27 protein-coding genes, 1 pseudogene and 1 riboswitch are annotated in these 26,471 nt (G+C 48.3%); of the genes and pseudogenes, 5 read left to right on the top strand and 23 right to left on the bottom strand.

The window, feature by feature from the left end; translation table 11 throughout:
- Window positions 1-89 precede the first annotated feature (89 nt).
- The 4 genes and pseudogenes from J2736_RS28995 to J2736_RS28980 all read right to left on the bottom strand — a co-directional run.
- Window positions 90-569 (bottom strand): DsrE/DsrF/DrsH-like family protein, encoded by a 480-nt coding sequence (locus J2736_RS28995; RefSeq protein ID WP_310502116.1) that lies wholly within the window; start codon window positions 567-569, stop codon window positions 90-92.
- A 13-nt stretch (window positions 570-582) separates the two neighbouring features.
- Window positions 583-807 carry a sulfurtransferase TusA family protein gene (locus J2736_RS28990; protein ID WP_310502061.1) on the bottom strand — a complete coding sequence of 75 codons (225 nt, stop codon included), beginning with the start codon at window positions 805-807 and terminating at the stop codon, window positions 583-585.
- On the bottom strand, window positions 804-1,103 hold the full coding sequence (locus J2736_RS28985; RefSeq protein ID WP_310502115.1) for a rhodanese-like domain-containing protein: 300 nt from the start codon (window positions 1,101-1,103) through the stop codon (window positions 804-806). The genes J2736_RS28990 and J2736_RS28985 overlap by 4 nt, the downstream gene beginning before the upstream one ends.
- 60 nt (window positions 1,104-1,163) lie before the next feature.
- Window positions 1,164-2,300 (bottom strand): annotated as a pseudogene (locus J2736_RS28980) (MBL fold metallo-hydrolase); the annotation flags it as partial.
- Between the two features lie 307 nt (window positions 2,301-2,607).
- Between J2736_RS28980 and J2736_RS28975 the strand changes: the two are divergent.
- Complete coding sequence (locus J2736_RS28975) at window positions 2,608-3,015, top strand: thiol-disulfide oxidoreductase DCC family protein (protein ID WP_310502060.1); 408 nt, start codon at window positions 2,608-2,610, stop codon at window positions 3,013-3,015.
- Between the two features lie 129 nt (window positions 3,016-3,144).
- Here J2736_RS28975 and J2736_RS28970 read toward each other — a convergent pair whose 3' ends face one another.
- Window positions 3,145-3,942 carry a DODA-type extradiol aromatic ring-opening family dioxygenase gene (locus tag J2736_RS28970; RefSeq protein ID WP_310502059.1) on the bottom strand — a complete coding sequence of 266 codons (798 nt, stop codon included), beginning with the start codon at window positions 3,940-3,942 and terminating at the stop codon, window positions 3,145-3,147.
- Between the two features lie 95 nt (window positions 3,943-4,037).
- The gene (locus J2736_RS28965) at window positions 4,038-4,967 is read right to left on the bottom strand and encodes an N-acetylmuramoyl-L-alanine amidase family protein (RefSeq protein ID WP_310502058.1); all 930 of its coding nucleotides are present in this window, start codon (window positions 4,965-4,967) and stop codon (window positions 4,038-4,040) included.
- 94 nt (window positions 4,968-5,061) lie between these two features.
- Here J2736_RS28965 and J2736_RS28960 point away from each other — a divergent pair, with 94 nt between their 5' ends.
- Window positions 5,062-5,190, top strand: coding sequence for a hypothetical protein (locus tag J2736_RS28960; RefSeq protein ID WP_310502057.1), 129 nt, complete (start codon window positions 5,062-5,064; stop codon window positions 5,188-5,190).
- Window positions 5,191-5,480: 290 nt separating this feature from the next.
- Here J2736_RS28960 and purD read toward each other — a convergent pair whose 3' ends face one another.
- The 12 genes from purD to purE form a co-directional block, all read right to left on the bottom strand.
- On the bottom strand, window positions 5,481-6,746 hold the full coding sequence (purD, locus tag J2736_RS28955; protein ID WP_310502056.1) for a phosphoribosylamine--glycine ligase: 1,266 nt from the start codon (window positions 6,744-6,746) through the stop codon (window positions 5,481-5,483).
- Between the two features lie 67 nt (window positions 6,747-6,813).
- Window positions 6,814-8,361, bottom strand: a complete 1,548-nt coding sequence (gene purH, locus J2736_RS28950) for a bifunctional phosphoribosylaminoimidazolecarboxamide formyltransferase/IMP cyclohydrolase (RefSeq protein WP_310502055.1) — start codon at window positions 8,359-8,361, stop codon at window positions 6,814-6,816.
- 271 nt (window positions 8,362-8,632) lie between these two features.
- A complete protein-coding gene (gene purN / locus J2736_RS28945) occupies window positions 8,633-9,244 on the bottom strand; it encodes a phosphoribosylglycinamide formyltransferase (RefSeq protein ID WP_310502054.1) in 612 nt (203 codons plus the stop codon).
- A complete protein-coding gene (gene purM / locus J2736_RS28940) occupies window positions 9,244-10,284 on the bottom strand; it encodes a phosphoribosylformylglycinamidine cyclo-ligase (RefSeq protein ID WP_310502053.1) in 1,041 nt (346 codons plus the stop codon). Before purM ends, purN begins: the two co-directional genes overlap by 1 nt.
- Before the next feature lie 68 nt (window positions 10,285-10,352).
- A complete protein-coding gene (gene purF / locus J2736_RS28935) occupies window positions 10,353-11,885 on the bottom strand; it encodes an amidophosphoribosyltransferase (RefSeq protein WP_310502052.1) in 1,533 nt (510 codons plus the stop codon).
- Complete coding sequence (purL, locus tag J2736_RS28930) at window positions 11,870-14,113, bottom strand: phosphoribosylformylglycinamidine synthase subunit PurL (RefSeq protein WP_310502051.1); 2,244 nt, start codon at window positions 14,111-14,113, stop codon at window positions 11,870-11,872. Before purL ends, purF begins: the two co-directional genes overlap by 16 nt.
- On the bottom strand, window positions 14,091-14,786 hold the full coding sequence (gene purQ / locus J2736_RS28925; protein ID WP_028556673.1) for a phosphoribosylformylglycinamidine synthase subunit PurQ: 696 nt from the start codon (window positions 14,784-14,786) through the stop codon (window positions 14,091-14,093). The genes purL and purQ overlap by 23 nt, the downstream gene beginning before the upstream one ends.
- Window positions 14,787-14,857: 71 nt before the next feature.
- Window positions 14,858-15,097 (bottom strand): phosphoribosylformylglycinamidine synthase subunit PurS, encoded by a 240-nt coding sequence (purS, locus tag J2736_RS28920; protein ID WP_028556672.1) that lies wholly within the window; start codon window positions 15,095-15,097, stop codon window positions 14,858-14,860.
- 26 nt (window positions 15,098-15,123) lie between these two features.
- Window positions 15,124-15,981, bottom strand: a complete 858-nt coding sequence (locus J2736_RS28915; protein ID WP_310502114.1) for a phosphoribosylaminoimidazolesuccinocarboxamide synthase — start codon at window positions 15,979-15,981, stop codon at window positions 15,124-15,126.
- 77 nt (window positions 15,982-16,058) lie between these two features.
- Entirely contained in the window at window positions 16,059-17,354 is a 1,296-nt protein-coding gene (purB, locus tag J2736_RS28910; RefSeq protein WP_310502050.1) for an adenylosuccinate lyase, read from the bottom strand.
- Window positions 17,355-17,380: 26 nt separating this feature from the next.
- Window positions 17,381-18,553: a 5-(carboxyamino)imidazole ribonucleotide synthase gene (gene purK, locus J2736_RS28905; RefSeq protein ID WP_310502049.1), complete on the bottom strand. Its 1,173-nt coding sequence runs from the start codon at window positions 18,551-18,553 to the stop codon at window positions 17,381-17,383.
- On the bottom strand, window positions 18,550-19,038 hold the full coding sequence (gene purE, locus J2736_RS28900) for a 5-(carboxyamino)imidazole ribonucleotide mutase (RefSeq protein WP_310502048.1): 489 nt from the start codon (window positions 19,036-19,038) through the stop codon (window positions 18,550-18,552). The genes purK and purE overlap by 4 nt, the downstream gene beginning before the upstream one ends.
- Before the next feature lie 114 nt (window positions 19,039-19,152).
- Window positions 19,153-19,254: riboswitch (purine riboswitch) on the bottom strand.
- 364 nt (window positions 19,255-19,618) lie between these two features.
- Here purE and J2736_RS28895 point away from each other — a divergent pair.
- Window positions 19,619-20,053, top strand: a complete 435-nt coding sequence (locus J2736_RS28895; protein WP_310502113.1) for a VOC family protein — start codon at window positions 19,619-19,621, stop codon at window positions 20,051-20,053.
- A 9-nt stretch (window positions 20,054-20,062) separates the two neighbouring features.
- The gene (locus J2736_RS28890; RefSeq protein WP_310502047.1) at window positions 20,063-20,623 is read left to right on the top strand and encodes a YdeI/OmpD-associated family protein; all 561 of its coding nucleotides are present in this window, start codon (window positions 20,063-20,065) and stop codon (window positions 20,621-20,623) included.
- 23 nt (window positions 20,624-20,646) lie between these two features.
- Here the strand turns inward: J2736_RS28890 and J2736_RS28885 are convergent, their stop codons facing one another.
- From J2736_RS28885 to J2736_RS28865, 5 genes are all read right to left on the bottom strand, one after another.
- Window positions 20,647-20,919, bottom strand: coding sequence for a Fur family transcriptional regulator (locus J2736_RS28885; RefSeq protein WP_310502046.1), 273 nt, complete (start codon window positions 20,917-20,919; stop codon window positions 20,647-20,649).
- 275 nt (window positions 20,920-21,194) lie between these two features.
- Window positions 21,195-22,217 carry a pectinesterase family protein gene (locus J2736_RS28880; protein ID WP_310502045.1) on the bottom strand — a complete coding sequence of 341 codons (1,023 nt, stop codon included), beginning with the start codon at window positions 22,215-22,217 and terminating at the stop codon, window positions 21,195-21,197.
- A 37-nt stretch (window positions 22,218-22,254) separates the two neighbouring features.
- Window positions 22,255-23,193: a polyprenyl synthetase family protein gene (locus J2736_RS28875; RefSeq protein ID WP_310502044.1), complete on the bottom strand. Its 939-nt coding sequence runs from the start codon at window positions 23,191-23,193 to the stop codon at window positions 22,255-22,257.
- 15 nt (window positions 23,194-23,208) lie between these two features.
- On the bottom strand, window positions 23,209-23,841 hold the full coding sequence (locus J2736_RS28870) for a response regulator transcription factor (RefSeq protein ID WP_310502043.1): 633 nt from the start codon (window positions 23,839-23,841) through the stop codon (window positions 23,209-23,211).
- On the bottom strand, window positions 23,838-26,144 hold the full coding sequence (locus J2736_RS28865; RefSeq protein WP_310502042.1) for an ATP-binding protein: 2,307 nt from the start codon (window positions 26,142-26,144) through the stop codon (window positions 23,838-23,840). Before J2736_RS28865 ends, J2736_RS28870 begins: the two co-directional genes overlap by 4 nt.
- A 77-nt stretch (window positions 26,145-26,221) precedes the next feature.
- Between J2736_RS28865 and J2736_RS28860 the strand changes: the two genes are divergently transcribed.
- The gene (locus tag J2736_RS28860) at window positions 26,222-26,422 is read left to right on the top strand and encodes a hypothetical protein (protein ID WP_310502041.1); all 201 of its coding nucleotides are present in this window, start codon (window positions 26,222-26,224) and stop codon (window positions 26,420-26,422) included.
- Window positions 26,423-26,471 lie beyond the last annotated feature (49 nt).

The following is a 26,471-nucleotide window of genomic DNA, read 5'->3' as shown; positions in this document are numbered from 1 at the left end:
ATTGCATAGACAGCCACCCTTCCCTATACCTGTATAGGTATATTATTGCCCATGTTCTGGATGAAAACAACTTGCAATTCTGTCCCCCGTTAAATAAATAAGTTCACCTTCGCATCCGTCGCATCTCCCAGATACGCCGCTACACCTGCATGCTCAACGCCATCCAGCAGCTCTTCCGCCTGCAACCCAAGCAAATCCATTGTCATCGTACACGCGACTAAGCGGATGCCTTGCTCCTGAGCCAGCTCAATCAATTGAGGGAGCGAAAGTGCGTTATGCTTTTTCATCACATGCTTGATCATTTGGGGACCCATCCCACCGAAGTTCATTTTGGACAAGCCTAGCTTACCTGCACCGCGCGGCATCATTTTACCGAACATTCGCTCAACGAAGCCTTTCTTTACGGCTATTTTCTGATCTTTACGAAGCGCATTCAGCCCCCAGAAGGTAAAAAATATCGTCACATCATGATCGTAAGCCGCCGCCCCATTGGCAATAATAAAAGCCGCAATCGCCTTGTCGAGGTCCCCGCTAAACAGCACAATCGTCGTTTTTTCCTTCGTTTCCATCTCCGTCATGCCCTCACCCTTTCTTCACGAGAAATGTAAATACGCCCTGATCTTCTTTGGCTTCCAGCAGCTCATTTTTCGTTTTGCCGACCCATGCCTGAAAATCCTTCATCGACCCCTTATCCGTCGTAAGCAGCTCCATGATTTGCCCGGATTCTAGCGTATCCATGCCTTTTTTCGCTTTGACGAGTGGCATCGGACATGCCAAACCTTTCGCGTCTACAGTTAAATGAATCATAGGAATAACCTCCAATTAGTTTTTTCGATATCAAAAGTCCATTGCGACATACCAGGTGTTACGTTATGAATGTTGGCAAACCCATGCTCCGCTAACGTATGGCAAGCCATATCACTGCGACTTCCTGTTCGGCAGACCAGATAATAGGTGTGATCGGGTTGGAGTTGGGACAGGTTGTTAACCAACTCACCAAGCGGGATTGAAGTCGCTCCCGGGATATGCCCATTAGCAAATTCATCTGGCTCGCGGACATCCAGGATGTGCAGACTCTCCCCTGCTGCTAGCTTGGCACGCAACTCAGTATTAGTGATCGTATGAGAGAATCTTTGCGCTGGCTTCTTATTGGATGCCCCATCATGAACCGCACAACGGTTCGGCCCGATCTCCATCTCCCGCTGCTCCCCGTGTGTCGGATGGATTTTGCCCATATTGGTCTGTCTGATCTCCTCGTACGCGTTCGGCTGCGGCGGCAAATTCTCTGTCACCAACCGTCGAAATGCCCATTCATCTTCGATCTGGAGCCCTGGATTTTGCTGAAATAAATCACCCAGCCGCGCGGCTACTCGCCCGCCTTCACCTAACTCTGTCATCTTGCCAAAATGGGCAGGAAGCACGATCAATTCCTCGGATAGCGCCTGATAACGCTCGTAAAGCGTTGATCGCAAGTCTGAAACCCAGTCCGCTGCTTTACCAGCTAGATCAGGACGGCCAATGGATTGGACGAACAAAATATCGCCCGACAACAAATACTTTTCATCAATGAGAAGGGATGTGCTTCCGATGGTATGACCTGGCGAGTAGATCGGCTGGATGCTGATTTCCGTAGAGCCAACGATCAAATTGCGGCCTTCTTCAAGCTTTTCATAAGGGAATTGGACCTCTGTCGCATCCTTAGCCGGGAGCCAGTAGGAGCCGTTGGTTGCCGCCGCCAGCTGTCGTCCACCAGAGATATGATCCGCATGGAGATGCGTGTCGATCGTATGGGTAATGACGACGTTCTTAGCCTCAGCGAACTGTTCAAAAACCTCCGTCATCCGCACCGCATCAATCACCGCAGCTTCCCCTTGCGAAATGACCATGTAAGACAGGCAGCCCTTCCCTACACGAACGAACTGATAGATCTCGCCGCCATCGTTTAGATCTCCGATTTTGACTGGTGAAAGCTGCTCGCTCCAGCTTTTCATGCCTCCGATCAGGTAGGATACGTTGCTTTTGCCTGCTTCTAGAAGCTGCTCTGCCACAAAAATAGACGAGCCTTCTTTGGCACAGACGACCAGCACCTCTTGATCGTTTGGGATCTTATCGAGAATAGCCTCGACACCATCGATTAGGTCAAAATAAGGCACATTCAGCGACTTGATCTGGCTACCTTCAATATGCCAGTCCGCGAAGTCGGATTCGTTTCGCACATCTAGGATGAATATAGGTTGCTGATTCAGCACTTTCTGAGCTAATTGAGCGGCTTGCATACCGCGTACTTGGGTTTGGTTCATCGTTGTCCCTCCGATTTATGGATTAGGTGATTCCTATTACATACCCTATGGGGTATGTGAATGAGCAAAAAAAAATACGCTGCACTACCTCTATAGTTGGGGTAATTAAGTACTCTTGTTCTTTTATACGCATACCCCTATGGGTATAGAAGAACTATACAACCATATCGATTCCCCGTCAACCCTGACCCACTTTTCTGCGACCTCCAATACATGCGCAAGACCTTTTCCGATGTTGCTCTATCCTCTCACCAGCGTATAATAAAAAGAAACTTCACTCACATCGTGAACTCCCAAAGGAGATACCATGTCGTCGACTCCTACTTCTGTTATTTTATTCGATGGTGTTTGCCTGCTCTGCAGCAGCGCGGTGCAATTCATCTTGCAGCGCGATCCGAAGGGCGTGTTTCACTTCGCCACTCTACAATCCGAAACTGGGCAACGGCTTCTTGCCCAGCACAAAATGCCCCTCGATCAACTTAGCACGATTGTGCTGATCGAAGGTGATCGTGCCTATACGCGCAGCTCGGCTGCCTTGCGTATTGCCCGACGTTTGCGCGGCGCGTGGCCGCTGGCCTACGCGGCCATTGTCATTCCCTCGCCGATCCGCAACCTCGGATACCGCTTCATTGCCCGTAACCGCTATCGCTGGTTCGGTAAGAGCGAGCAATGCATGCTGCCGAGGCCGGAGCATCGGGCACGTTTTTTGGAGTGAGCGGGAACTCGCTGGACCTCTTTTCGATTCCCTAACTCGATTTTTTCGACTTAGGGAACTCGCAAGACCATTCCACCATAACGACAAAAAAACCTGCAGCACCTCGCAGGCCTTCGAACAACAACGAACCTAAATCTCCTGTTTACGTATGCGTAGACTGCCAAACATCCAACAGCATAGGCTTAGGCTCCCCATTTGAAAGCTATGATGCAGCAACTTCGCATTCCGTGAAGCATCGCCTGCGCCCATTGCGATGAGCAATGGGGCAAAATGCTCCGGCGTCGGAACCGCCTCCCGCGCATGCGGCGCGCGTTCGTCGTAGCGAATCAACGCCTCCAAGTTCCACGTTTCTAGCTGCTCTGCTAGCCACTCATCAAACTCCACGGCCCATATCTGCGGCACCGGATTGTTCTCATCCAGCTTGCGCAGATTGTGAACCGTTCCGCCACTCCCTATAATCAGCACCTGTTCATCCCGCAAGGAGCCTAAAGCGGCACCGATTCGGTAATGCTCCTCAGGTGTTAACCGAGGGTTAACCGAAAGTGTCACAACCGGGATCTGCGCATGGGGGTACATAATCGAGAGTGGCGCCCACACGCCATGATCCAGGCCTCGTCTATCATTTAGCTCACAGCGTATGCCCTCTTGCTGAAACAACTGCTGGATATGGAGACTTAGGAGTAGATCCCCTCTGGCTGGATAGTTAATGTCATAAAGTTCTTCGGCGAAACCTGAGAAGTCGTACATCATCTCCGGCTCGACTGCTGAGCTAATCTTCTGCACGGGGCTCTCCCAATGTGCACTGAACACAACAATAGCTTTTGGTTTTGGCAGCGACATCGCAAGTCTTTGCAAAAACTCCGTATACGCATGCTGCTCAATAGCCAAGTTCGGTGAGCCATGTGCAATAAAAAATGCAGGCAACACAGCAACACCCCCTCCCACAACCAAATCAGTGCCAATTAACTACATTATTCACGAATTCGTGAAAATAAAACCTCTTTGCACTCCATCCGTCCGCCTCACTTACCGTTCACAAACTGCTCAATCCCATCCGCGATACCTACGGCAAGCTTCTGTTGATACGCAACTTCCGACATCAGCTCATCCTCTTCGGGATTCGTCATGAACCCGATCTCCACGAGAGCGACGGGTACCTTCGACCAGTTAAAGCCGCTCAAATCATCTCGCGCGGATAAGCCACGTCCCTTCGAGCCTGTCGCTTGCTGCATACCAGCTAGAAGAAATCCAGCTGCCTGCTTACTTTCCGCTGCGATCGGCTTAACAGCTGGTTGTGCTGCTGACGGGTACAAGACCGAAAATCCTTTCGTACTGGCCGAAGCATCGCCATCTGCATGAATCCTTACCACCAGCGCCGCACCTGCCTCATTCGCCATATCAGCACGCTGCTTGTTGCTGATATCCACGTCATGCGTCTCGCGGGTCATTGCAACGTTAATTCCTCGACGCACTAGCTCATCTTTAAGCAGCAAGGATACCTCCAGATTGAGCACATATTCTGGCTTCTTTGTACGTACACCAACCGTTCCTGAGCTGACCTTGGCCTTCGTTTCCCGCGTATCAGGCCCGACCTGCTCCGGCGCATTATTGCCAACCCGCTGATGTCCGGGGTCGATCATGACAAGCTTATTGCTTTTAGGGACGCTCGGCAGCGTAGTTGGAGCAGGCGTCTTCGTTGGTGTCGGCTTCGCTTCTGGCGTTGCGACAGGCGTCGGAACCGCTGTCTGGGCCGGGGCTGGTGCAACCGTAGTTGCCGCCTGCACCTCGGATGGCACAGCTGTTGTTTGAGTTGCTGTCGCCTGCGGTAAAGCGCTTTGCAGAGCCTCTGCCGTTGGCACCACCACGGGCACCGGCTGGTTATTTCCACAACCAGCCAACACACCAACCAGCGTTATGACTGCAGCGAGTATCAGCTTTCTTTTATCAAACATCGGCAATCCCCCCATTTCTATGCTCTGTATAAAAACCGCCGCTACTCGCGAAAACTAACACTACCACGCTTCTCCACATCTGGGAGGTTCCGCTATGCAAGCATTTTGGCAGTATATCACTGATCACTGGCTGTCCATTTCCTTAGTCGTTCTTGCCTTATTGGCATGTTATTTCGTCTACAGAGGCAGAAGCAAGTATATACGTAACTGGGATAAAAAGTAATCAAAAAAAACTCGCTCCTTCATCGGCTGTTCACCAGTGATGGCACGAGTTAATCACTACGTATGCACGACCCCTTGGCCAATAACCAACCACCCAATGAGTAATTGACTTTCTTCCCATTATATCATACAACGACCTGCCCTAATCACGACGGCTTAGCCTATTAACTAAGTAGTCCCACATCTGTGGTTCCACCCAATCCTCCTGATAAGCAAAAAACACAACCCTCACGCGTACGCCCCATTCGGGTATTCGCTTCTAAGAGGACTGTGTTTTGTTGTTCCTACTGCTTATCTCAATGCCTTCATCGCAATATCCGTCCGATAATGCTTACCCTCAAAATGAATCCGATCCGCATCCGCATAAGCCTTCTGACGAGCTTCTACGATATCCTTGCCAAGTCCTGTGATTCCGAGCACACGTCCACCGTTGGTGACGATTTGCCCGTTCTCATCAACTGCCGTTCCCGCGTGGAACACAAGCGCTTCCTGCACTTGATCCAGCCCCGTGATTGGCAAACCTTTTGGATACGGCCCAGGGTATCCTGGCGAAGCGACGATGACGCATACTGCGGCTTGCTCGCTCCACTCGATTGGCTGCTCAGCCAACGTGCCGTTGTTGATCGCTAGGAAAATATCGAGCAAGTCCGTTTTCAATCGTGGCAAAATCACCTGCGTCTCCGGATCACCGAAGCGCGCGTTGAACTCAATTGTTTTTACACCGTTCGGAGTCAAAATCAGACCCGCATACAGCACGCCCTTGAACGGGCGGCCTTCTGCCACCATCGCATCCGCTGTTGGCTGAACGATGTTCACAAGTGCTTCTTGCACGATGGACTCTGGAATGTGTGGAAGTGGAGAGTATGTCCCCATTCCGCCAGTATTCGGTCCTTTATCGTTATCAAAAACCGGCTTATGATCCTGCGAAGGCACCATCAAACGCACAGTTGAACCATCCACGAAAGCAAGTAGTGACATTTCTTGTCCTGTCAGGAACTCCTCTATCACGACGCTTGCGCCTGCCGATGCTCCAAAAACCTGTCCAACCATGATGTCCTTCAGCGCAGCTTCGGCCTCTTCCATCGTTTGAGCAACGGTAACGCCTTTACCAGCGGCTAAGCCGTCTGCTTTGATAACGATTGGCGCTGTTTGCGAGCGCAAGTAAGCCAATGCCGGCTCATACGCGTCAAATGACTCGTAAGCCGCTGTAGGGATGCTGTATTTTTTGAGCAGCTGCTTCATAAATACTTTGCTGCCTTCGATAATCGCTGCGTTGGCGCGAGGGCCGAATGCCGCAATGCCTTTTGACTCCAAGTGGTCGACTAAACCTGCCGCTAACGGATCATCAGGCGCGACCATGACCAAATCAATCGCCTGCTCCTTCGCAAACGTAGAAATCTCTTCGAACTGTAATTCCGTAATCGGCACACACTCCGCTAAGCCTGCGATACCGCCGTTGCCTGGTGCGCAGAACAGTTTGCTGATTTTTGGGCTTTTGCTCAGTGCCCATACGATCGCATGCTCACGTCCGCCACGTCCAATAACTAATACACGCATCTATGGAATCCCCTCTCATGGGGAATGCCCACGGTCCCCTTACGAAACGTGAGCATTCTCAATTGTTTTAGTGTTTAAAATGACGAACGCCAGTCATAACCATCGCAATGCCTTTTTCGTTAGCAACGCGAATGGACTCTTCGTCTTTGATGGAACCGCCTGGCTGAATAACAGCTGTAATGCCCGCTTTTGCTGCCATTTCGAGTGTATCGCCCATCGGGAAGAACGCGTCGGACGAGAGGACGGAGCCTTTGGACTTCTCGCCAGCTTGCTCGATTGCGATTTTCGCTGCGCCAACACGGTTCATTTGACCCGCGCCTACGCCCACAGTCATATCGTCAGCCACAAGTACGATGGCATTCGATTTAACGTGCTTAACTACTTTCCATGCAAAAAGAAGTTGCTTCATTTCTTCCGCTGTCGGTTGACGCTCGGAAACGACTGTCAGATCCGCTTCTGTCAATTGACGAGCATCGCTAGCTTGTACCAGCATGCCGCCTTCAACTGTTGTAATTACTGGTTGGGATTCACGACCAGCAATCGTATCCAAACCGGCTACTTTGAGTAGGCGGATGTTTTTCTTTTTAGCCAGAATTTCAAGAGCTTCTGGTGTAAAATCTGGTGCGATGACGATCTCCAAGAAGATCTCATGCAGTAATTGCGCTGTCGCTTCGTCGATCGCACGGTTCGCAGCCACGATTCCACCGAAGATGGAAGTTGGATCTGCATTGTAAGCTTTCGTGTAAGCTTCCAGCACGTTCGTACCGATACCTACGCCGCAAGGGTTCATGTGCTTAACCGCAACAACCGCAGGCTCGCTGAACTCTTTTACAATCTGTAGGGCAGTGTTAGCGTCATTGATATTGTTATACGATAATTCCTTACCGTGTAATTGTTCAGCTGTTGTGATGTTGCCAGCAGCCGCATTCGGCGTGCGATAGAACGCTGCGCTTTGGTGCGGGTTCTCGCCGTAGCGAAGATCTTGCATTTTTTCATACGTAACGGTGTAACGCTCTGGGTAAGGCTCGCCTTGGAGGCCAGTCAAATAGTCGCCAATCAAAGCATCGTAAGCGCCCGTGTGACGGAACACTTTTGCTGCAAGCGTTTTACGTGTTGCCAGCGTAGTGTCACCAGTCTCTTGCACTTCTTCCAACACTTTCGCATAGTCATTCGTGTCGACGATAACGGAAACGAAAGCATGGTTTTTCGCTGCGGAACGAAGCATCGTAGGTCCACCGATATCGATGTTCTCGATCGCATCTTCGTAAGTCACGTCAGGCTTAGCAATCGTCTCTGCAAAAGGATACAAATTCACGACAACTAGATCGATGTACTGAAGGCCAAGCTCTTTCATGCTTGCTTGGTGCTCTTCGTTGTCACGAACAGCCAAAAGTCCACCATGCACGTTAGGGTGAAGTGTTTTCACGCGTCCGTCCATGATTTCCGGGAACCCTGTAACCTCGGAAATACCAATAACCGGTACCCCTTTATCCTTTAACAAACTAAGCGTACCACCTGTGGAAATGATCTCAACGCCCAGTTTTGACAGCTCGCTCGCGAATTCAACGATGCCCGTTTTATCGAAAACGGAGATCAGTGCTCTTTTGATTGCCACTATGCTTCCTCCTTAGGGAATGGGATTGTATATGAATGAAATAAGTTCAATACTATAAAAAGTCGGTTCCGCCCAGCAGCTGCCGAGCGTTCCGTGGTCAAGCAGCCATCTATCGGCACTATACCCTAGACTCAGGAACCATCATAATGCTGGTTGGCCTGAGCCATTGGGATAGTGGTCATAGAACTAGCTATCAGCACTATACCCTAGACTCAGAACCCAGCAAAATGCTGGTTGACCTGAGCCAATGGGATAGTGGTTATAGAGCTAGCTACGTCCGCACACTAACCCTGCGTCCGTCCAAACTCACGCGGCCCTCGCGCAGCCACCGCACAACCTGCGGCAGCAGCACGTGCTCGGCCGCGTGGATTCGCTCCGTGAGCGAATCGGCTGTCTCGTGCTCGTGGATTTCCACGGCACGCTGCGCAATGATCGGGCCGGAATCCAGCCCGCCATCGACAAAATGCACCGTGACGCCCGTCTGCTTCACACCATACTCCACCGCCTGTTCCACGGCGCGCACGCCGGGGAACGAAGGCAACAAAGATGGATGAATGTTAATCATCCGCCCGAAGAACGGCTCAACCAGCACATTCGTAATAATCCGCATGTACCCGGCCATAACGACCAGATCAACCTGGCGGTCCTGCAGCTCTTTCAGAATCAACGACTCATAAGCCTCACGGCTCGCGTATTCCTTCGGGTTGAAGGCAAATACAGATACCTTCGCTTCCTTAGCTCGTTCAACGACGAACGCCTTTGGGCGGTCACAGACAAGAAGCTCGATGCTAACATCAAGCTTCCCCTTCTGTACCTGATCCACAATCGCCTGAAAGTTCGAGCCGCTGCCCGAAGCCATCACTGCAATGCGATAAGGCTGCATTACACGTCAGCTCCTTGGAACGTAACTACACGCTCACCTTCAGTTATAACGCCTAAACGATAAGCTTTCTCGCCTTGTGCTTCCGCTGCAGCGATCGCTTTCTCTGCATCGTCAGCTGCCACGATCACAACCATCCCGATTCCCATGTTGAACGTGCGGAACATATCGTTATTACTAATTCCTCCTACACGCTGCATCAAGGAGAAAATCGGAAGGATCGGCCAAGATCCGTATTGAATGTCTGCGTTTACGTTATCAGGCAGAACCCGTGGAATATTTTCGATGAAACCGCCGCCTGTGATATGTGCCATGCCTTTAATCGCTACGTCTTCCAACATAGCTAGAACTGGCTTCACATACAGCTTCGTTGGCTCAAGCAGCACGTTACCAAGCTTGTCGCCAAGCTCTTCCACATGCCCTTGAAGGGTATAACCGTTATCCTCAAGCAAAAGCTTACGCACAAGCGAGAACCCGTTGCTGTGCACACCGCTTGAAGCAAGTCCTAGCACGACATCTCCAGGACGGATCGTTGTTCCGTCGATGATCTTTTTCTTGTCGACGATTCCAACCGTAAAGCCGGCAATGTCATACTCCCCTTCAGCATACATGCCCGGCATTTCCGCCGTTTCACCACCGATTAGTGAGCAACCTGATTGCGCACAACCGTCGGCGATCCCTTTAATAATCGCTTCAATTTTCTCTGGAATGACTTTGTCACAAGCAAGATAGTCAAGGAAGAACAATGGCTCCGCGCCTTGAACGATAATATCGTTCACGCACATCGCAACCGCGTCGATCCCAATCGTATCATGCTTATCCATGGCAAAAGCAATCTTCAGCTTCGTGCCCACGCCGTCCGTACCCGATACGAGTACAGGCTCCTCATACTTGTCTTTGTTCAAGCTGAACAGCCCGCCGAAGCCTCCGAGATCTGTTAACACTTCAGGACGGAATGTCCGTTTCACGTGCTTTTTCATCCGTTCTACTGCTTCGTTCCCCGCCGCGATATCGACGCCAGCCTTTTTATAAGCATCCGACACTGACCAACACTCCTTAGTTTATCTATATATGGGGAGGTCGCTAGACCCCCGTTTTCTCTCTCATACTGTTAATCACAAGCACAGCCAACCTTCGTCACATCAACGATTTCCGTCGGATAGTTGTTATCAAAACAAGCCGTACAATATCCACTCTCTTTGCCAGCAGAACCTTGACCGATTGAATCCAACAACCCATCCTTCGTTAGAAAATGAAGGGAATCCGCATTAATCGCCTTACGAATTTCCTCGATGGAATTCATCGCTGCGATCAGCTCTTTGCGATCCGGTGTATCAATTCCGTAGTAACATGGGTTCATAAAAGGCGGCGAAGAAATCCGCACATGAACTTCCGTTGCCCCTGCTTCACGCAGCAGGTTAACGATGCGTAAGGACGTTGTCCCACGAACGATGGAGTCATCGATCATCACGACACGCTTGCCTTCGACCACCTTGCGAACGGCGCTCAGCTTCATTTTAACCCCTTGCTCACGAAGCTCTTGGCTTGGAATGATGAACGTACGGCCTGTGTAGCGGTTCTTGATCAGACCCAGTTCATAAGGAATGCCCGTTTGTTCTGCAAAACCAATCGCTGCCGAAATACTGGAATCCGGAACGCCGGTTACAATGTCCGCATCCACGAAAGCTTCCATCGCTAGTCGTTTACCCATACGCTTACGCGCAGAGTGAATATTGACCGTGTCGATGTCGCTGTCTGGACGTGCAAAGTAGATATACTCCATTGCACAGATCGCACGCTTGCCACCTTCTGCAAATCGCTCGGAACGGAAGCCGTCACGATCAATCACAATGATCTCGCCGGGCTGTACATCACGGAAATAGGTTGCCCCAACCGCATCAAAAGCACATGTCTCCGACGCGAACAAGTAAGCATCTCCGAGGCGACCAATCATGAATGGACGTAAACCGTTCGGATCAAGCGCAGCAATCAATTTATCTTTCGTGATAATGAGGAAAGCGAAGCCGCCGATGACTTGATTCATCGCATCCTTAACGGCATTAACGATATCATCATGCTCCGAACGAGCAATCAGATGCGCCATAACCTCAGTATCACTTGTTGTTTGGAAAATAGAACCCTTGCGCTCCAACTCACGCTTGATAATATTTGCATTATCAAGGTTTCCATTCGTCGCAATCGCTAGGTCACCCTCACGGTATTTAAAAACAAGCGGCTGCGCATTTGCCAGCTTGCTTTCGCCTGCTGTGGAATAACGTACGTGAGCGATAGCCGTTGAACCCGTAAGAGGGTGCAAATTGTCGTTCGTAAATACCTCTTTTGCCAATCCCATACCGCGATAATAGTTGAATTTACCGTTATCTACTGTACAAATGCCGGCACTTTCCTGCCCACGATGCTGAAGTGCATGAAGTCCGTAATAACACAGGGACGAAGCGTCGGGATGACCATACACCCCGAACACGCCGCACTCCTCATTCAGCTTATCGAACAATCCACCTTGGCCGCCAATACCTTCGTTGTAATAGTCACCTGTCCAAAGCTCATGCTGACCATTCTCTAATTGCTCCAATGGTGCCACAGGAAGCTTCAGGGCCTTGGATTGTTTCACGCCATTAGACATGGAATCGCATCCTTCCAGACTTTCGCCAGCTCGCTTACAGGAGACTGGAGACGCTGTTCGTCATTGATTTTCACAGTGAGGTAAGAACCTGTTACTTTACCGATTTCTTGATAAGGAACACCTTGGGAAGCGATCCAGTGCTTAAGTGCGTCTGCTTTGTCTGGTGTCGCGCTAAGCACGATACGAGATTGTGTTTCACTGAACAATGCAAAATCAGGACGTAGATCTGACGCGAAGTTCACTTCTGCGCCGATGTTGCCGCTGATACAGCTTTCTGCTAATGCGACAGCCAAACCGCCTTCAGACAAGTCATGTGCGGATGCAACTAGACCTTCTTGGATCGCTTTAAGTACTGCGTTTTGCAGACGTTTCTCCGTAGCCAAATCCAATTCAGGAGGACGGCCTTCTGTTACTCCGTGAATCACATATTGGAATTCACTGCCGCCGAGCTCAGCTTTCGTCTCGCCTAGCAGGATAATGATGTCGCCTTCGTTTTTAAAGTTTTGCGTTGTGATGTGATCTGTGTCATGCACAAGACCAACCATCCCGATAACCGGAGTCGGGTAAATCGCGCCTTTGGAGTTCTCGTTGTACAACGAAACGTTACCGCCGATAACCGGCGTATCCAAGAAGCGGCAAGCTTCTGCCATACCGTCAGTGGATTTCTCCAACTGCCAGAAGATTTCTGGCTTGTCCGGTGAACCGAAGTTCAAGTTATCCGTCACAGCAAGAGGCTCAGCACCGGAACAAACGATGTTACGCGCAGCTTCGGATACCGCGATACGTCCGCCCACTTCTGGGTCTAGGTATACGTAGCGTCCGTTACAATCCGTTGTCATCGCAAGACCTTTGCGCGTGCCGCGGATTGTTACGACTGCTGCGTCCGAACCTGGACGCACAGCTGTTTCCGTACGAACCATGTAGTCGTACTGGTTGTAAACCCACTCTTTGCTCGCTACCGTTGGGGACGCGAGTACGGATTTCAGCGCATCTGTCAACTTCACGACTTCTTCGTAACGTGTTGTATCGATCGCTGCGCTTGCTTCGTAATAAGCCGGCACTTTGCTTGGCTTATTGTAAACTGGGCACTCGTCAACGAGTGCGCCTACAGGCATGTTCGCCACGACTTCACCGTGGTGAATCAATTTTAAGAAACCGTCGTCAGTAACTTTACCGACTTTAGCACAGTGCAAGCCCCAACGCTCGAAGATGCCTTTCGCTTGCGCCTCATCCTTCGGCTCAACAACGAATAGCATACGCTCCTGGGACTCGGACAACATCATTTCATACGCTGTCATGCCTTCTTCGCGCTGTGGAACTTCATCCAGGTACAGCTCCATGCCGTTACCTGCTTTACTAGCCATCTCAGCGGAGGAACATGTAAGTCCCGCTGCACCCATATCTTGAATTCCTAGCACGATGCCGGAATCGATCAACTCTAAGCAAGCTTCTAGCACTAGCTTTTCCATGAACGGATCGCCAACTTGAACCGCTGGACGCTTCGCTTCAGATTCAGCTGTCAGTTCCTCGGATGCGAATGTCGCACCGTGGATACCATCGCGGCCTGTTGCCGGGCCTACGTAGAACACTGGGTTGCCTACACCTTTGGCAACACCGCGTTGGATCATGTCGTGGTCGATAAGACCTACGCACATTGCGTTAACGAGCGGGTTCCCCTCGTAGCTCTCGTCGAACATTACTTCGCCGCCAACTGTCGGAATCCCGATACAGTTACCGTATCCAGCGATACCGGAGACTACGTGCTCGAACAAGTACTTCACACGATCGTTTTCTAGTTTACCGAAACGCAAGGAGTTCAATAACGCCACTGGGCGAGCGCCCATGGAGAAAATATCACGAATAATACCGCCAACACCTGTCGCCGCGCCTTGGTAAGGCTCGATTGCGGAAGGGTGGTTATGACTTTCAATTTTGAAAACAACCGCTTGGTTGTCCCCGATATCTACAATCCCTGCACCTTCACCAGGTCCCATAAGAACGCGAGGTCCTGTAACTGGGAATTTGCGAAGAACTGGTTTGGAATTTTTGTAAGAGCAATGCTCGGACCACATTACGCTGAATACGCCGATTTCTACGTAGTTCGGAGTACGTCCAAGGAAACCACAAATCTTAGCAAACTCCTCGTCGGTTACACCCATTTGCTTGTAAATCTTCTGTTCCGCGATTTGTTCTGGAGATGGTTCCTTAGCGGATAGCTGCTGCGTCATGTTTTTCCCTCCAAGCACTTAGAATTGATGTGAACATTTTCTTACCGTCTGCGGAGCCTAGAATCTCATGAATGGCGCGCTCAGGATGGGGCATCATACCCACTACGTTCCCTGCTTTGTTGCTGATTCCAGCGATATCATCAAGTGAACCGTTCGGGTTGTTGCCCGCTTCGTAACGGAACACGATTTGGTTGTTTTCTTGCAATTCTTTCAATGTAGCTTCGTCACAGTAGTAGTTGCCTTCACCGTGCGCGATTGGAATGTTGATTAATTCACCTTCGGCATAATCACGTGTGAACGCCGTTGTGTTGTTCTCCACTTTCAGCACCGCTTGGTGACAGCGGAATTTCATGCCGTTATTGCGCAGCAATGCGCCTGGCAGCAACCGTGCTTCCGTCAACACTTGGAATCCGTTACAAATACCTAGAATGTACTTGCCTTCTTCCGCAGCCTTCACAACAGCCTTCATTACGTTCGTAAACTGAGCAATCGCTCCACAACGCAGGTAATCCCCGTAAGAGAATCCTCCTGGTACTAGGATGCAATCGTATTTGGACAAGTCGCCGTCCGTATGCCACACATAGTCAACGGGTTGACCAATTGTATCTTCAATCGCTTTGTACAAGTCGATATCGCAATTCGATCCCGGGAACACAAGAACCGCAAAATTCATGACGTTTTTCCTCCTAAAAGTTTGCTTTAGTAAACTATTTTTGTAAGCCTATGCTGGTTTTCTTCTGTCTACTAAACCAACTCGTAGCGGTAGTCTTCGATCACTGTGTTTGCAAGCAATTTCTCGCACATTGCTTTTACGCGTGCTTCTGCTTCTGCTCTGTCTGTCGTACCAAGTTCAAGCTCCAAGTATTTACCGATGCGCACTTTGCCAACTTCTTCAAAGCCCATGGAGTGAAGTGCTCCTTGTACTGCCGTTCCTTGCACGTCCAATACGTTTTGTTTAATCGTTACATAGACTGTTGCTTTCATCGTATAATCGCTCCTCAGCGTTATTTTTAGTCAACCAAGCGGTGCAGAATCCCTTTATATCGGTTCGAAGTCTCTTCCACAACAGAAGCTGGAAGCTCATCCGGTTCACTATTTTTATCCCATCCTGATCCCGCCAAATACGTGCGAACAGGCTCTTTGTCCATGGAATCAATCTCGATATCCAAAGCATATTTATCTTCTGACCAATAGCGGGAAGAATCCGGCGTGAAAATCTCATCAATAATAATAAGTTCGCCCGCATAAAAACCGAATTCAAACTTCGTATCCGCCAAAATAATGCCTTTTTGCTCACAGATGCTATGCGCCAGCACATACAGCATAATGCTGCGCTCTTGCAGGGCTAGGGTTAGCTCCTCGCCAACCAGCTCCTTCATCTGCTCAAGGGTGATGTCCTCATCGTGACCCACATCATTTTTCGCTGCCGGTGTGAAAATCGGATCGACCAAACGCTCGTTTTTACGCAAGCCTTCTGGAAGCTTAATGCCGTTAATTTCTCCGGTTTTCTCGTACTGTCTCCAGCCGTTCCCCGTGATGTAGCCGCGAACCACGCACTCGATGGAGATACGCTCTGCTTTTTTCGCTACAATAATACGTTCCTTCAACAGTTCGCGATCTTCCGCACTTGGAATGATTGCATGAAGCTTCTCAACATCCGTGTGGATGATGTGATTGTTCATATAACCGCTTGTTACGCCGAACCAGTACTTGCTGAGTGCATTCAGCACGTACCCTTTATCCGGAACGCCTGGCTTCAAAATATAATCAAAAGCCGAAATCCGATCCGTTACCACGATCAAAAAGCTATCGCCAAGATCATACAACTCACGTACTTTACCTTTATGCACGAGAGGCGCATTAATCATTTCTTCAGCTGTATCCACGATCCCACTTGCGTTTGCCGCCACGAATTCCACACCCTTCCCCTTTAAAAACGTATCTTCTAGTTCAAACCAAGACGATCAAAGATCGTGCTTACATGTTTCAAATGCCAGCTAGGATCGAAGCAATCTGCGATTTCTTCTGGGCTAAGCACTTCGGTGATGACCGATGTGTTCTCAACGATTTCGCGGAAGGAACGTTGCTCTTCCCATGCTTGCATCGCTCTCGGTTGCACCGTATCGTACGCTTGCTCACGAGCAAAGCCTTTGTCGATCAGCTTCGTCATCACGCGGCCGGAGAAAGGAACATCATACGTGCTGCGCATGTTGCGTTTCATGTTTTCAGGGAACACCGTCAAATTCTTGATGATGTTGCCAAGACGGTTCAGCATGTAGTTCAACAATTGCGTCGAATCCGGAAGGATAATACGCTCAACAGAGGAGTGCGAAATGTCGCGCTCATGCCATAGCGGCACGTTCTCATACGCGGACACCATGTGTCCACGAATCACACGGGATAGACCGGAAATGCTTTCGCAACCGATTGGGTTACGTTTGTGCGGCATTGCAGAGGAACCTTTTTGACCTTTGGCAAACGGCTCTTCAACCTCGCGGAACTCACTCTTTTGAAGCGCGCGAATTTCCGTTGCAAATTTGTCCATGGACGTCGCAATTAGTGCTAATGTCGCCATGTAATCAGCGTGACGATCACGTTGCAGCGTTTGTGTAGAAATCGGTGCCGGTGTTGTGCCTAGTTTCTCACACACATACTGCTCAACGAACGGATCGATGTTTGCGTAAGTACCTACAGCACCCGAGATTTTACCGAATTGTACGCCATTCGCGGCTGTACGGAAACGCTCCAAGTTACGCTTCATTTCTTCGTACCATAGCGCCATTTTCAAACCAAACGTCGTTGGCTCTGCATGAACACCATGCGTTCTTCCCATCATGGCTGTATCTCTATGTTCAATCGCTTTATTGCGAAGAATTTCGATGAAATTAATGATGTCTTTTTCCAAGATTTCGTTCGCTTGTCTCAATAAGTAACCCATCGCCGTATCGACAACGTCAGTTGAAGTCAAACCGTAGTGAACCCATTTGCGCTCAGGCCCTAATGTTTCAGATACAGCGCGTGTGAAAGCAATGACGTCATGACGTGTTTCTTGCTCGATTTCATAGATGCGATCGATGTTGAAGCTTGCTTTTTCGCGCAATACTTTGACATCTTCCTTCGGAATAACACCAAGCTCTGCCCATGCCTCGCAAGAAAGAATTTCTACTTCTAAATAAGCTTGGAATTTATTCTGTTCTGTCCAAATACTTGCCATTTCAGGGCGTGTATAACGTTCAATCATAATCCCGTACCTCCAATAAGTTTCATTTACTTACTTTCCCAAATGCCTGTTTGTTCTATCCAAGTCAATGCTTTCTCAACATCGTTTGTTAAAAGGTTGATGTGACCCATTTTGCGTTTCTCTTTCGCTTCTTTCTTGCCGTACAAATGAAGTTTGGCAGACACGCCTAATGCTTCATTCTCTAAGAAGCCCGGCTCAGCAAGTTTATCGTGCAGCGGCGCTATGTGCTCACCTAGCAAGTTTACCATGACTACAGGTGTAATCAGTTCTGTTGAACCTAGCGGCAAATTGCAGATCGCACGTACGTGCTGCTCGAACTGTGAAGTCCGGCAAGCTTCCATCGTGTAATGCCCCGAATTATGGGGGCGTGGCGCAAGCTCATTCACATAAAGCTGACCATCCTTGGTTAGGAATAGCTCAACCGCAATGAGCCCGATGACACCGAGTGACTCCGCGATGCGAATCGCGAGTTCTTCGGCTGCCTTCTGCACGGGCACAGGAATACGTGCCGGCACGATGGATTCGTGCAGAATATTATGTACATGTATATTTTCAGCAGCAGGAAATGCTTTAACCTCGCCGCGTGGACTTCTAGCTGCAATAACGGATAATTCCTTGTCAAAATGAATGAATTGTTCGAGCACCAGCTCGGTTTTGGCGCGGCTTAGCGTATCATAGGCTTCTGCGACTTCGTCTAGGGAGCGAAGCACCCACTGCCCTTTACCGTCATACCCACCGGTTGCGGTTTTGAGCACGCATGGCGTACCGAAGCGCTCCGCTGCTTCTCTCAGGTCCGCTTCGCTTTTGATCTCTGCGTAAGGCGCTACTGGCACTCCCGCTGCTTCAATCGCTCTCTTTTCACGAAGACGGTGCTGTGTCGTGTATAAAAGATGACTTCCTTGTGGAACATAGGATTCTTCCATCAAGATGTTGGTGACGTGTGCGTCGACGTTCTCGAACTCGTACGTAATCACGTCCGACAATGCGGCTAGCTTTCTAGCTGCCTCAACGTCGTCGAAATTCGCTTGAATTTGGGTCGCCACTTGCCCGCAAGGTGCGTCCTCAGTTGGATCAAGCGTCACAAAGCGATACCCCATGTTGCGTCCGGCTAGTGTAAGCATACGTCCTAATTGTCCGCCGCCAAGGATACCGATGGTGCCGCCTGGCTGAATCACTTTACCGCTGGAAGTGTCACTCATAGATTGTCACTGCTTTCTAGCACCGTTTGCGTAATGCGCGCGCGGCGTGCTTTTACTCTCGCTTGGATCTCCGGATCAAAAGCGCCCAGAATTTGCGCAGCTAGCAAGCCTGCGTTTGTCGCACCAGCATGACCGATTGCAACTGTAGCAACTGGAATGCCGCCTGGCATTTGTACAATGGAGAGCAAAGAGTCCATACCGTTCAATGTAGACGTTTTGACTGGAACACCAATAACCGGAAGCTCTGTTTTGGCTGCTACCATTCCTGGTAAATGCGCCGCACCGCCTGCTCCGGCAATAATGACTTGTAGCCCACGTTCGATCGCCGATGCTGCATAGTCAAACATCAGATCCGGCGTTCTGTGCGCGGAGACAACCTTCTTCTCATACGCTACACCTAGTTCGTCCAACATATCACAAGCATGCTTCATCGTTTCCCAATCCGACTGGCTTCCCATAATTACACCAACACGTACCGTCGTCATCTTAAACCCACTTTCGTCACCTTTATAATAAAAAATGCCCAGAGCTAGAATTCACGATTCTATACGCTGGACAGCAAAAGAACCGAATGCAAAAAGACCATCATTTCCTATGGTTCCCCTCATTCGCTTCCTCGTAGTCCAAAAATTCATGGTTTTTGGGTAGATACTTTCAGGCCTTATTCCTGATTTTATACGAGTTGATTCGACATTTTCAATTAGTGCGGCTTCATTTCCCGCTTTCCTAGTTTACTACCAACTAACGTGCCATGTCAATTTCAAAAAACGAACAATTATTACTTTATACTTTTAAATAGTTCGCTTTTTCGGCACATTTTCTAGCTTTTACCTGTAAATGAGTGAAGATGCGTTTCTCAACCGTTTCTCAACATCTCAATATGAAATCATTTGTTGTTCCTAGACATCAATTGGCCTGTGTAATGAACTTTTAATATTTTTCGACAATCTCGTATGTGGATATTTTGAAAATAAATAACAAACACACTGACATATAGTTGTCAGTGTGTTCCGTTTACAATACTCATATAGAACCGATACTTCATATATGAGGAGGAATTATATGATGAATACAAAACAAACACTTAGAGGATTTGCCACAATCAGTTATTGGGCAGATGATGTAGGGGCTGCACAGGCTTGGTATTCCGAATTGTTGGGCATGAAGCCTTACTTCGAAAAATCAGGACCCGATGGTCAACTCGTCTATGCCGAATTTCGCCTTGGTGACTACCAGCATGAACTGGGTCTGATCGATCGCCGCTTTGCCCCTACGCATGCATCAACTAGTCCTGGCGGAGCCATCATGTACTGGCATGTTGATGATATAGAAGCCACGCTTACCCTTTTGAAAGCTATGGGAGCAGTCGAATACGAACCACTAGTACACCGCGGAGAGGGATTCATCACAGCCTCCGTCACAGATCCTTTTGGAAACGTGCTAGGCATCATGTACAATGCTCACTATTTGAAAATGGTACCTACCACAACTCGGGGGTGATTAGCAGTTATGATCATAGATAACGTAGTACATGTACAGTCGCGACAAGAATGGCGAGAGTGGCTAGTTAACCATCACCGTACAGAGAATTATTGTTGGTTAGTCCCTGCCCAGCGCACTTCCATGAGTTACATTGACTTTGTTGAAGAAGCCTTATGCTTTGGCTGGATTGACAGCACAACTAAGAAAGTTGATGACACCCACACAGCGCAACGCTTCTCCCCTCGAAAAAAGAAGAGTAAATGGACAGAACTCAACAAAGAACGAGTCCGGCGTTTAGATAAATTAGGCTTCATGACGGAAGCAGGACATCAAGTATTGCCCGATATGAACACCGCATCATTCGTCATAGATGAAGCTATCCTAACGCAATTACGTCAGGACGAAGTGCTCTATCGCCATTTTCAGTCCTTGCCAGAGCTATATATGAGAGTAAAACTCGACAATATACAGTCTGTACGGAACGATGCAACCTTATATCAAAATCGATTAACCAAGTTCATTGAACATACCCGTCTCAATCACATATATGGACAATGGCATGATAACTGCCGATTACTCGCGTACTAATCCCGTCCCCTAGTAAAATTCACTTACGAACAAATAGCTGCTTCATATCGCAAGGAAGCTTCGCCTACTGCCAACTCATTCACTAATCCCAGCTGTTTAAAAACGTGAAGAGAGCTGTTAACTGTCATCGCATTCACATGCGGATACTCACCGACCATTGCCTCGCAAATGTCTTTCACCGTCGTGTAACTTTCCTGCGCATAAAGATATGTTAACAATGCTCGCCGCTGTGGAGTTAACGGGATATTTCGAGCTCGCATCCGCTGTAAGGCTTGATTCAGATCATGTTTGACCATTAGGGTAACCTCCTCTTTCATTTTTCATTGTATGGTGTTCATGAACTTACGGTTCGCTTGCTGCACATAAATGTAATATCTATGTTCATGCTCGCCGTTAGAGTTATGCATTATACATCTTATTTATAATTATTATTATATAATATTTACTTTATTTTGTCGAGAATCATTATCAACACGAACAGTGCACTGGCGAGGCTACCTTTAAGGCCCTAAAATGGCCTTATCCTTCGGACCTGCTGCCGCGAGGGCAGAAATAGCGCCCTTTTTGGGCGCTATTTCTCAGCTTTCACCTCCGCTGCGCTGGAGGGCTTTTCTGCTGCGACGTGTAAATCCCCACTGCGAACCGTCGGATCCCAACCATCCGCACCTGCTAGAACGTGCTCAGCAGTCAACTTCTTCGCTTCCTGCTCGTTCAATTCCGTTGCCCACGCAGCGCGCCCGCTAGTTACTGCTCCAGGACCCACACTTCCGAACTCCATGTACCTAACCGCTTCTATCGGTTCCTGTTCATTCCATCGATCCCAGCCCGCAGACTTTACATGCGCTCCTACCCAGCAATCTACAAACGCAACGTTCGCATAGTTCCGCCACGGCCTCCCTAGACCTACTGACTGCTCAGGCACATCTCCTGTCAGCTTGCATCTCAGAAAGACATAACCAAACTGAACCTCCTCCGGCGTAGAGGCTGCTGTAATCCAGCCGCTTCCCAAGGAGACAATCTCACACTCCTGAAACACCGCTGTCGCCGAGCCAAAAATAAAATCAACGTCGCCCTCCACATAGCAACGTTCGTAATACTGCCTCACTGAACGTCTCGGCGCATCTTCCCTTGGACCGCCAAAGCTGCCGCGATCCCGCGGTTTCGGTGGCAACGGTCCCGTGAATAACGTATCCTGATGCCCGAGGAATCGGCAATCCCGAAAGACAATACAGTCCCCATCGACATAAGCAGCTAAGGCTTGCCCCACAATATCCCCGCTCCCTGCTGTATTTTCGAAGGTAATCCCCTTCACCTCAATATGATCCCCGCCTATGTAAGCCGTATAAGAATGAAACGTGTGGTAAGGCTCTCCGCTGGGAAATAACTTTTTCGCATAATCATCATAAGAGATGATGGTCGTGTCCGCCCCTTCGCCAACCAACGATATCCATGGCTTATCGATATATAACTTCTCTTTATATACACCGCTTTTAATGTGAATAGTCGTAAGCTTCGTCTGTCCCTCTGGGATATGATCAACAGCCTCTTGTATGCTAAGGAAGTCACCGCTCCCATCCGTTGCAACGGTAATCATTGTTTTCCACCCTTTCTATACATAGAAAGAGCAGGCATTACGCCTGCTCCACTTCAATACCCATCTTGATGAAATCGCCGTACATGAGCATTCGGAACTCCTCCTTCCAAGGCGACAAGGCCTGCAGTTCTCCCCATAGCTCCTCAGCCTTCTGAACACAGACTGTTTGAACAATCCTAGCGTATTCCAAACAGCCCGAATCCTCAATCAACGCTTTGACCTCATCTTCCTTTTCTGCAAAACGTTCAGCCGTGATCTCCCCCTTATAGTACGCCTTCACGGGAGAGAAACTCTCCTCTTCCATGGAGAGGAGATACAAGATTGGCAGTGTTCGCTTCTGCGCCATTAAATCACTTTTTTCATCATAGCGAACGAGATCCCGGACATCATTTTGAATCTGATGGAGGAGCCCCACACAATCTGCCAACTGATGCAGCTGCTCTACTGTCTGTTCCGCACACCCTGTATGGGTGTAACCCATAAAGCAAGCAAGTCGGAAGAGGGAACCCGATTTTTCTTGGGTCATCCATAGGTAATCATCGACTGTGGAGACCACATTCGTCACATCTTTATGCTGGCCATTGATGGATCTCGCAACGATTTTGCTGATTTCGACAAGCATGGCTCCACTGGCATTCAATCTGCCCAATTCACCTACAACCCCCATAATTAACGCTAATACAGCATTCAACGCACTTGCCGTGTCAACGCGCATCCAAGGCTTACTGTCGCTATCCTGATCCTGCATATCATCGATGATGTCTAGGATGAGCACAACTAATTCTGTTAAAGCCGCGCGACGATGAATGTCAGGCGAATTCCCGCCGAGCATGGCGTGTGTACACAACGTGACTTTGGACCAAGATAGACTTGAGGTCTCCGAATCTGACAGACATGATTTCAGCAGAATTTTCAAATCCTCATCAAACATATAATCATCTATCATCCGTGCCATGTGCTGTTGAATGTCCTGCATGTAAAGCGCCTACTTTCAGGTGTAATATTTACTTTTAATAAATTTTTCCAAAGCTTCTGTCCGCGATTTGGCGCCCCACTTGTCATATATTTTACGTAGATAATTATCGACCGTTCGCTTACTCATGAAGATGCGCTCCGCGATCTGCTCGTGTGTTGCTCCTTTAACCAGCATGTTCATCATAAGCACTTCTTCCTCTTGCAGCTCACATTCTTCTCCGGCATCAGCCTCATGTAGCTGCATCTGATTGAAAAATGACAGGGGAATCATTGTATAGCCATCTAAAATACAATACACCATATTCTTTATCGTCCGCTCCGTCGACTCTTTCGAGAGTACACCGCTTACTTTCATTTCAATCAGTTTATTGTAAATGCCTGCGAGTTCGATACCTGTGAAAATGACAATATGAATGTGCGGATACAGCTGTTTAAGTTGCGCGGCTACCTCCGTGCCCGTTTGATCAGGCAACTGATAATCCAGAAATACAAGCCCAGGCTGATGAAGCTTCACATACTCCAAACATTCGCTGGCATTACTAACAACCCCAACAACCTCAATACGATCTATTTCATCTAGCAACGTCTTCGTTGCCCGCGCGAATAAGGGATGGTCATCGACCACTAATGTTTTGACGATTTCACTCATGCTGACATCACTTCCTCAGTTGGTATTGTGATTAAGATATGGGTCCCTTCCCCCACCGCGGTCTCCAGTTCGAAACTGCCGCCAACATGCAGAACACGGCTTCTCATATAGGCTAGTCCCATCCCTGATGCAGCGATTTCAACAGCGACCTCTTCCTTCACAAGAAACCCTACGCCGTCATCCCGGTAGCTTAAGTAGAAGAAGTTCTCTTCTTCCCATAAATGGAAGCTCACATTGGCTGCCTGTGAATGTTTCTTAGCGTTGTTAAGTAATTCTTGTACGATTCGGAAGATATGCCGTTTCGCTGATAAATCCTTGCCTTCAATGTCGGAAATTTGCTCGGCTCGGAAGGAAATATCGAACGGCGTCGTATAGGATTCCTTTTCAACGAACGTCTTCAAGGTTTGCTTCAAGCCTACCTCTTTCAACAGGTGGGGATTCAACTCAAAGCAACTCTGGCGCAAACTGGCATTAATCATTTCCACAAAATTGTTCATACTGTTCAGCTGTTCACGATCTTCTTGACGCATCGACGGCTTCTCGGCTAATGAGGTTAATCTTCGCTTGAGGAAAAATAAATCCTGCATCGTTGTATCATGAAGATCTGTTGCAATGCGAACCCGTTCCTCTTCCTGCAGTTCGAACATCACTTTCCGTAACCAGAGATGTTCTTCCTGGGGAAGATGGGAAACCATTTGCTGAAGGCGGCCGGTTAACTTACGAATCAGATACACATTTTCCATACTTACCTCCAAATACGAGGTAATTAGCTGCAGCCACTGCCATTCTTCTTTTGCGATTCGCGTGTTCGTCTTCTTCCGTGTCACGATGAGATAGCTCGTGTATTCTTCATGGCAGTTCATTTCTAAGAATGTATAGTAGGGATGATCCAGAATCGCAGATGAATTCACTAAATGCTGAATTTCTGCCGTATCGACTTCTCCTTCACAAATGATTTCGATATCGTTTTTATGCCGAAAAACAATCGCCCCACCCGTCACTTGCAACGTGCCAACGATATCGACTAGGATGATATCCTTTAGATCGCGAAAGCTGGAGATTGTTCCCAGATTTTTGGAAATCTTTTTGAGCGCTGACTGCAATATGTATTTTCTAGGGAATAAATAGGGCTCCAATCTCGTCGTCCAATACTCCGCTGCATACAACACAGCTGAAAGAAGGGCTATTGAGCCTAGGAATACGAATAAAATTTGTTTCCCATTGGTTTGCCCATGAAAAATAATAGCAAAAGCTCCTGTAAACAAGCTGACGGGTACGACCGCCATCAGACTAGCAAATACAATACGCCGTACGACAAGACCAATATCGTATAGCTGATCAGAAGCTATTAGATAGGAGAACGTAATAGGGAATATTAATAATAGCCAACTGGTATAAATAGGATCGAATATCCATTCTCCGACAATTAACTGTGGTATGAAAGAGAGACAGATAATAGGTAGAAATGAAATGAGCAATGAGTAAAACACACTTTTGATAATACCAGCAAGCGGCGTCTGCGCCCTCCTAACTTTCACAAACAACGTTGCTAACAGGGAAATATTCAAGGAAATAACAATGATAAAGAATCCCATCGTAACGGATCCGTCATGCCGATATATGAAAGCCATCGAAGGGAAGAAGTAGAGACCTCGCAAGAGAAATGCTGCTAAGGCTATCCCGTATAAATATTTAAAATGTCCCTTGGGCAGCTCCATGTCTCCCTTTTCCTTGAAGAACACGACGAGAAAATGTAGAAACACAATGGGCAGTACCATCATCGAACTAGCAATCAATAATTTGCCTATTAAATCTCCCCGCATGGATGCGCCTAAACTCATAAAGATGACGGCTGCGCTAAGAAACGAAAAGGCGAGCAATCGTGCGGAAGGTGAACGATTTTCCCTCACCAATAATAGTACGCACATGAACAGACAGACAAATTCCTCCGCGAGCGAAATGATATCGAATAGGGATGGTCGGCTGGTCCTTAAATCGATCGATTCTACAACGCCATCTCTCCAAATCACAACTGTATCCGCTTTCTCAACCACATTCCAACGTTTGACGGTTGGCCATTCATTTGGTGGATTCCCATCAATCGCAATGACTTTATCGCCGATATGAATCTTATCATTCGTGCTATTCGCTTCAAGTTTACTGACAACCCACTCGTCTGTACGAGCCGTGTCTAAATAGATACCATTATAGGGAAAATGGAAAGTTACAAACGAACACCAGATTTGCAGTGCAATGAAGAGTACCAGATACATACTAACAAATATTTTCGCTATTATTTTCAATTAACTCTCCCCTAAATTCCAATATTTTGCTATAATCACTCTTGTAATCTATTATTAAAAAAGAGGGAGCTAAACCAATGGCAATTATTCAATTGAACCCAGAATTGCAACGTTCCGTACAAGCAGTGAAGCGCGCAGAACTGCGCAAACAAGCAGATTCCTTTATGGTGGCTCAACCTCTATCTGCTGAAGAAACAGCTGCACTTATCAAAACTTTCACAACTCCTTCAGACACAAGAAAACAACATGCAAATGAGCCTTCTAACTACTGGTGGTAGTCTAGTAGTCTTATTTTACCAAATTAAAAAAAGGATTGCATAATAGCTT

Origin of the sequence: Paenibacillus qinlingensis, from assembly GCF_031455095.1 — a bacterium.
GTDB lineage: Bacteria > Bacillota > Bacilli > Paenibacillales > NBRC-103111 > Paenibacillus_E > Paenibacillus_E qinlingensis_A.
This window is presented reverse-complemented; position numbering and strand designations above follow the sequence as displayed.

Bases quoted from the DNA above. Each gene is read 5' to 3' on its own strand.
- J2736_RS28995 (WP_310502116.1), bottom strand. From the start codon at position 569: ATGGAAACGAAGGAAAAAACGACGATTGTGCTGTTTAGCGGGGACCTC.
- J2736_RS28990 (WP_310502061.1), bottom strand. From the start codon at position 807: ATGATTCATTTAACTGTAGACGCGAAAGGTTTGGCATGTCCGATGCCA.
- J2736_RS28975 (WP_310502060.1), top strand. From the start codon at position 2,608: ATGTCGTCGACTCCTACTTCTGTTATTTTATTCGATGGTGTTTGCCTG.
- J2736_RS28965 (WP_310502058.1), bottom strand. From the start codon at position 4,967: ATGTTTGATAAAAGAAAGCTGATACTCGCTGCAGTCATAACGCTGGTT.
- J2736_RS28960 (WP_310502057.1), top strand. From the start codon at position 5,062: ATGCAAGCATTTTGGCAGTATATCACTGATCACTGGCTGTCCATTTCC.
- purD (WP_310502056.1), bottom strand. From the start codon at position 6,746: ATGCGTGTATTAGTTATTGGACGTGGCGGACGTGAGCATGCGATCGTA.
- purN (WP_310502054.1), bottom strand. From the start codon at position 9,244: ATGCAGCCTTATCGCATTGCAGTGATGGCTTCGGGCAGCGGCTCGAAC.
- purF (WP_310502052.1), bottom strand. From the start codon at position 11,885: ATGTCTAATGGCGTGAAACAATCCAAGGCCCTGAAGCTTCCTGTGGCA.
- purL (WP_310502051.1), bottom strand. From the start codon at position 14,113: ATGACGCAGCAGCTATCCGCTAAGGAACCATCTCCAGAACAAATCGCG.
- purQ (WP_028556673.1), bottom strand. From the start codon at position 14,786: ATGAATTTTGCGGTTCTTGTGTTCCCGGGATCGAATTGCGATATCGAC.
- purS (WP_028556672.1), bottom strand. From the start codon at position 15,097: ATGAAAGCAACAGTCTATGTAACGATTAAACAAAACGTATTGGACGTG.
- J2736_RS28915 (WP_310502114.1), bottom strand. From the start codon at position 15,981: ATGATTAATGCGCCTCTCGTGCATAAAGGTAAAGTACGTGAGTTGTAT.
- purB (WP_310502050.1), bottom strand. From the start codon at position 17,354: ATGATTGAACGTTATACACGCCCTGAAATGGCAAGTATTTGGACAGAA.
- purK (WP_310502049.1), bottom strand. From the start codon at position 18,553: ATGAGTGACACTTCCAGCGGTAAAGTGATTCAGCCAGGCGGCACCATC.
- purE (WP_310502048.1), bottom strand. From the start codon at position 19,038: ATGACGACGGTACGTGTTGGTGTAATTATGGGAAGCCAGTCGGATTGG.
- J2736_RS28895 (WP_310502113.1), top strand. From the start codon at position 19,619: ATGAATACAAAACAAACACTTAGAGGATTTGCCACAATCAGTTATTGG.
- J2736_RS28890 (WP_310502047.1), top strand. From the start codon at position 20,063: ATGATCATAGATAACGTAGTACATGTACAGTCGCGACAAGAATGGCGA.
- J2736_RS28885 (WP_310502046.1), bottom strand. From the start codon at position 20,919: ATGGTCAAACATGATCTGAATCAAGCCTTACAGCGGATGCGAGCTCGA.
- J2736_RS28880 (WP_310502045.1), bottom strand. From the start codon at position 22,217: ATGATTACCGTTGCAACGGATGGGAGCGGTGACTTCCTTAGCATACAA.
- J2736_RS28875 (WP_310502044.1), bottom strand. From the start codon at position 23,193: ATGCAGGACATTCAACAGCACATGGCACGGATGATAGATGATTATATG.
- J2736_RS28870 (WP_310502043.1), bottom strand. From the start codon at position 23,841: ATGAGTGAAATCGTCAAAACATTAGTGGTCGATGACCATCCCTTATTC.
- J2736_RS28860 (WP_310502041.1), top strand. From the start codon at position 26,222: ATGGCAATTATTCAATTGAACCCAGAATTGCAACGTTCCGTACAAGCA.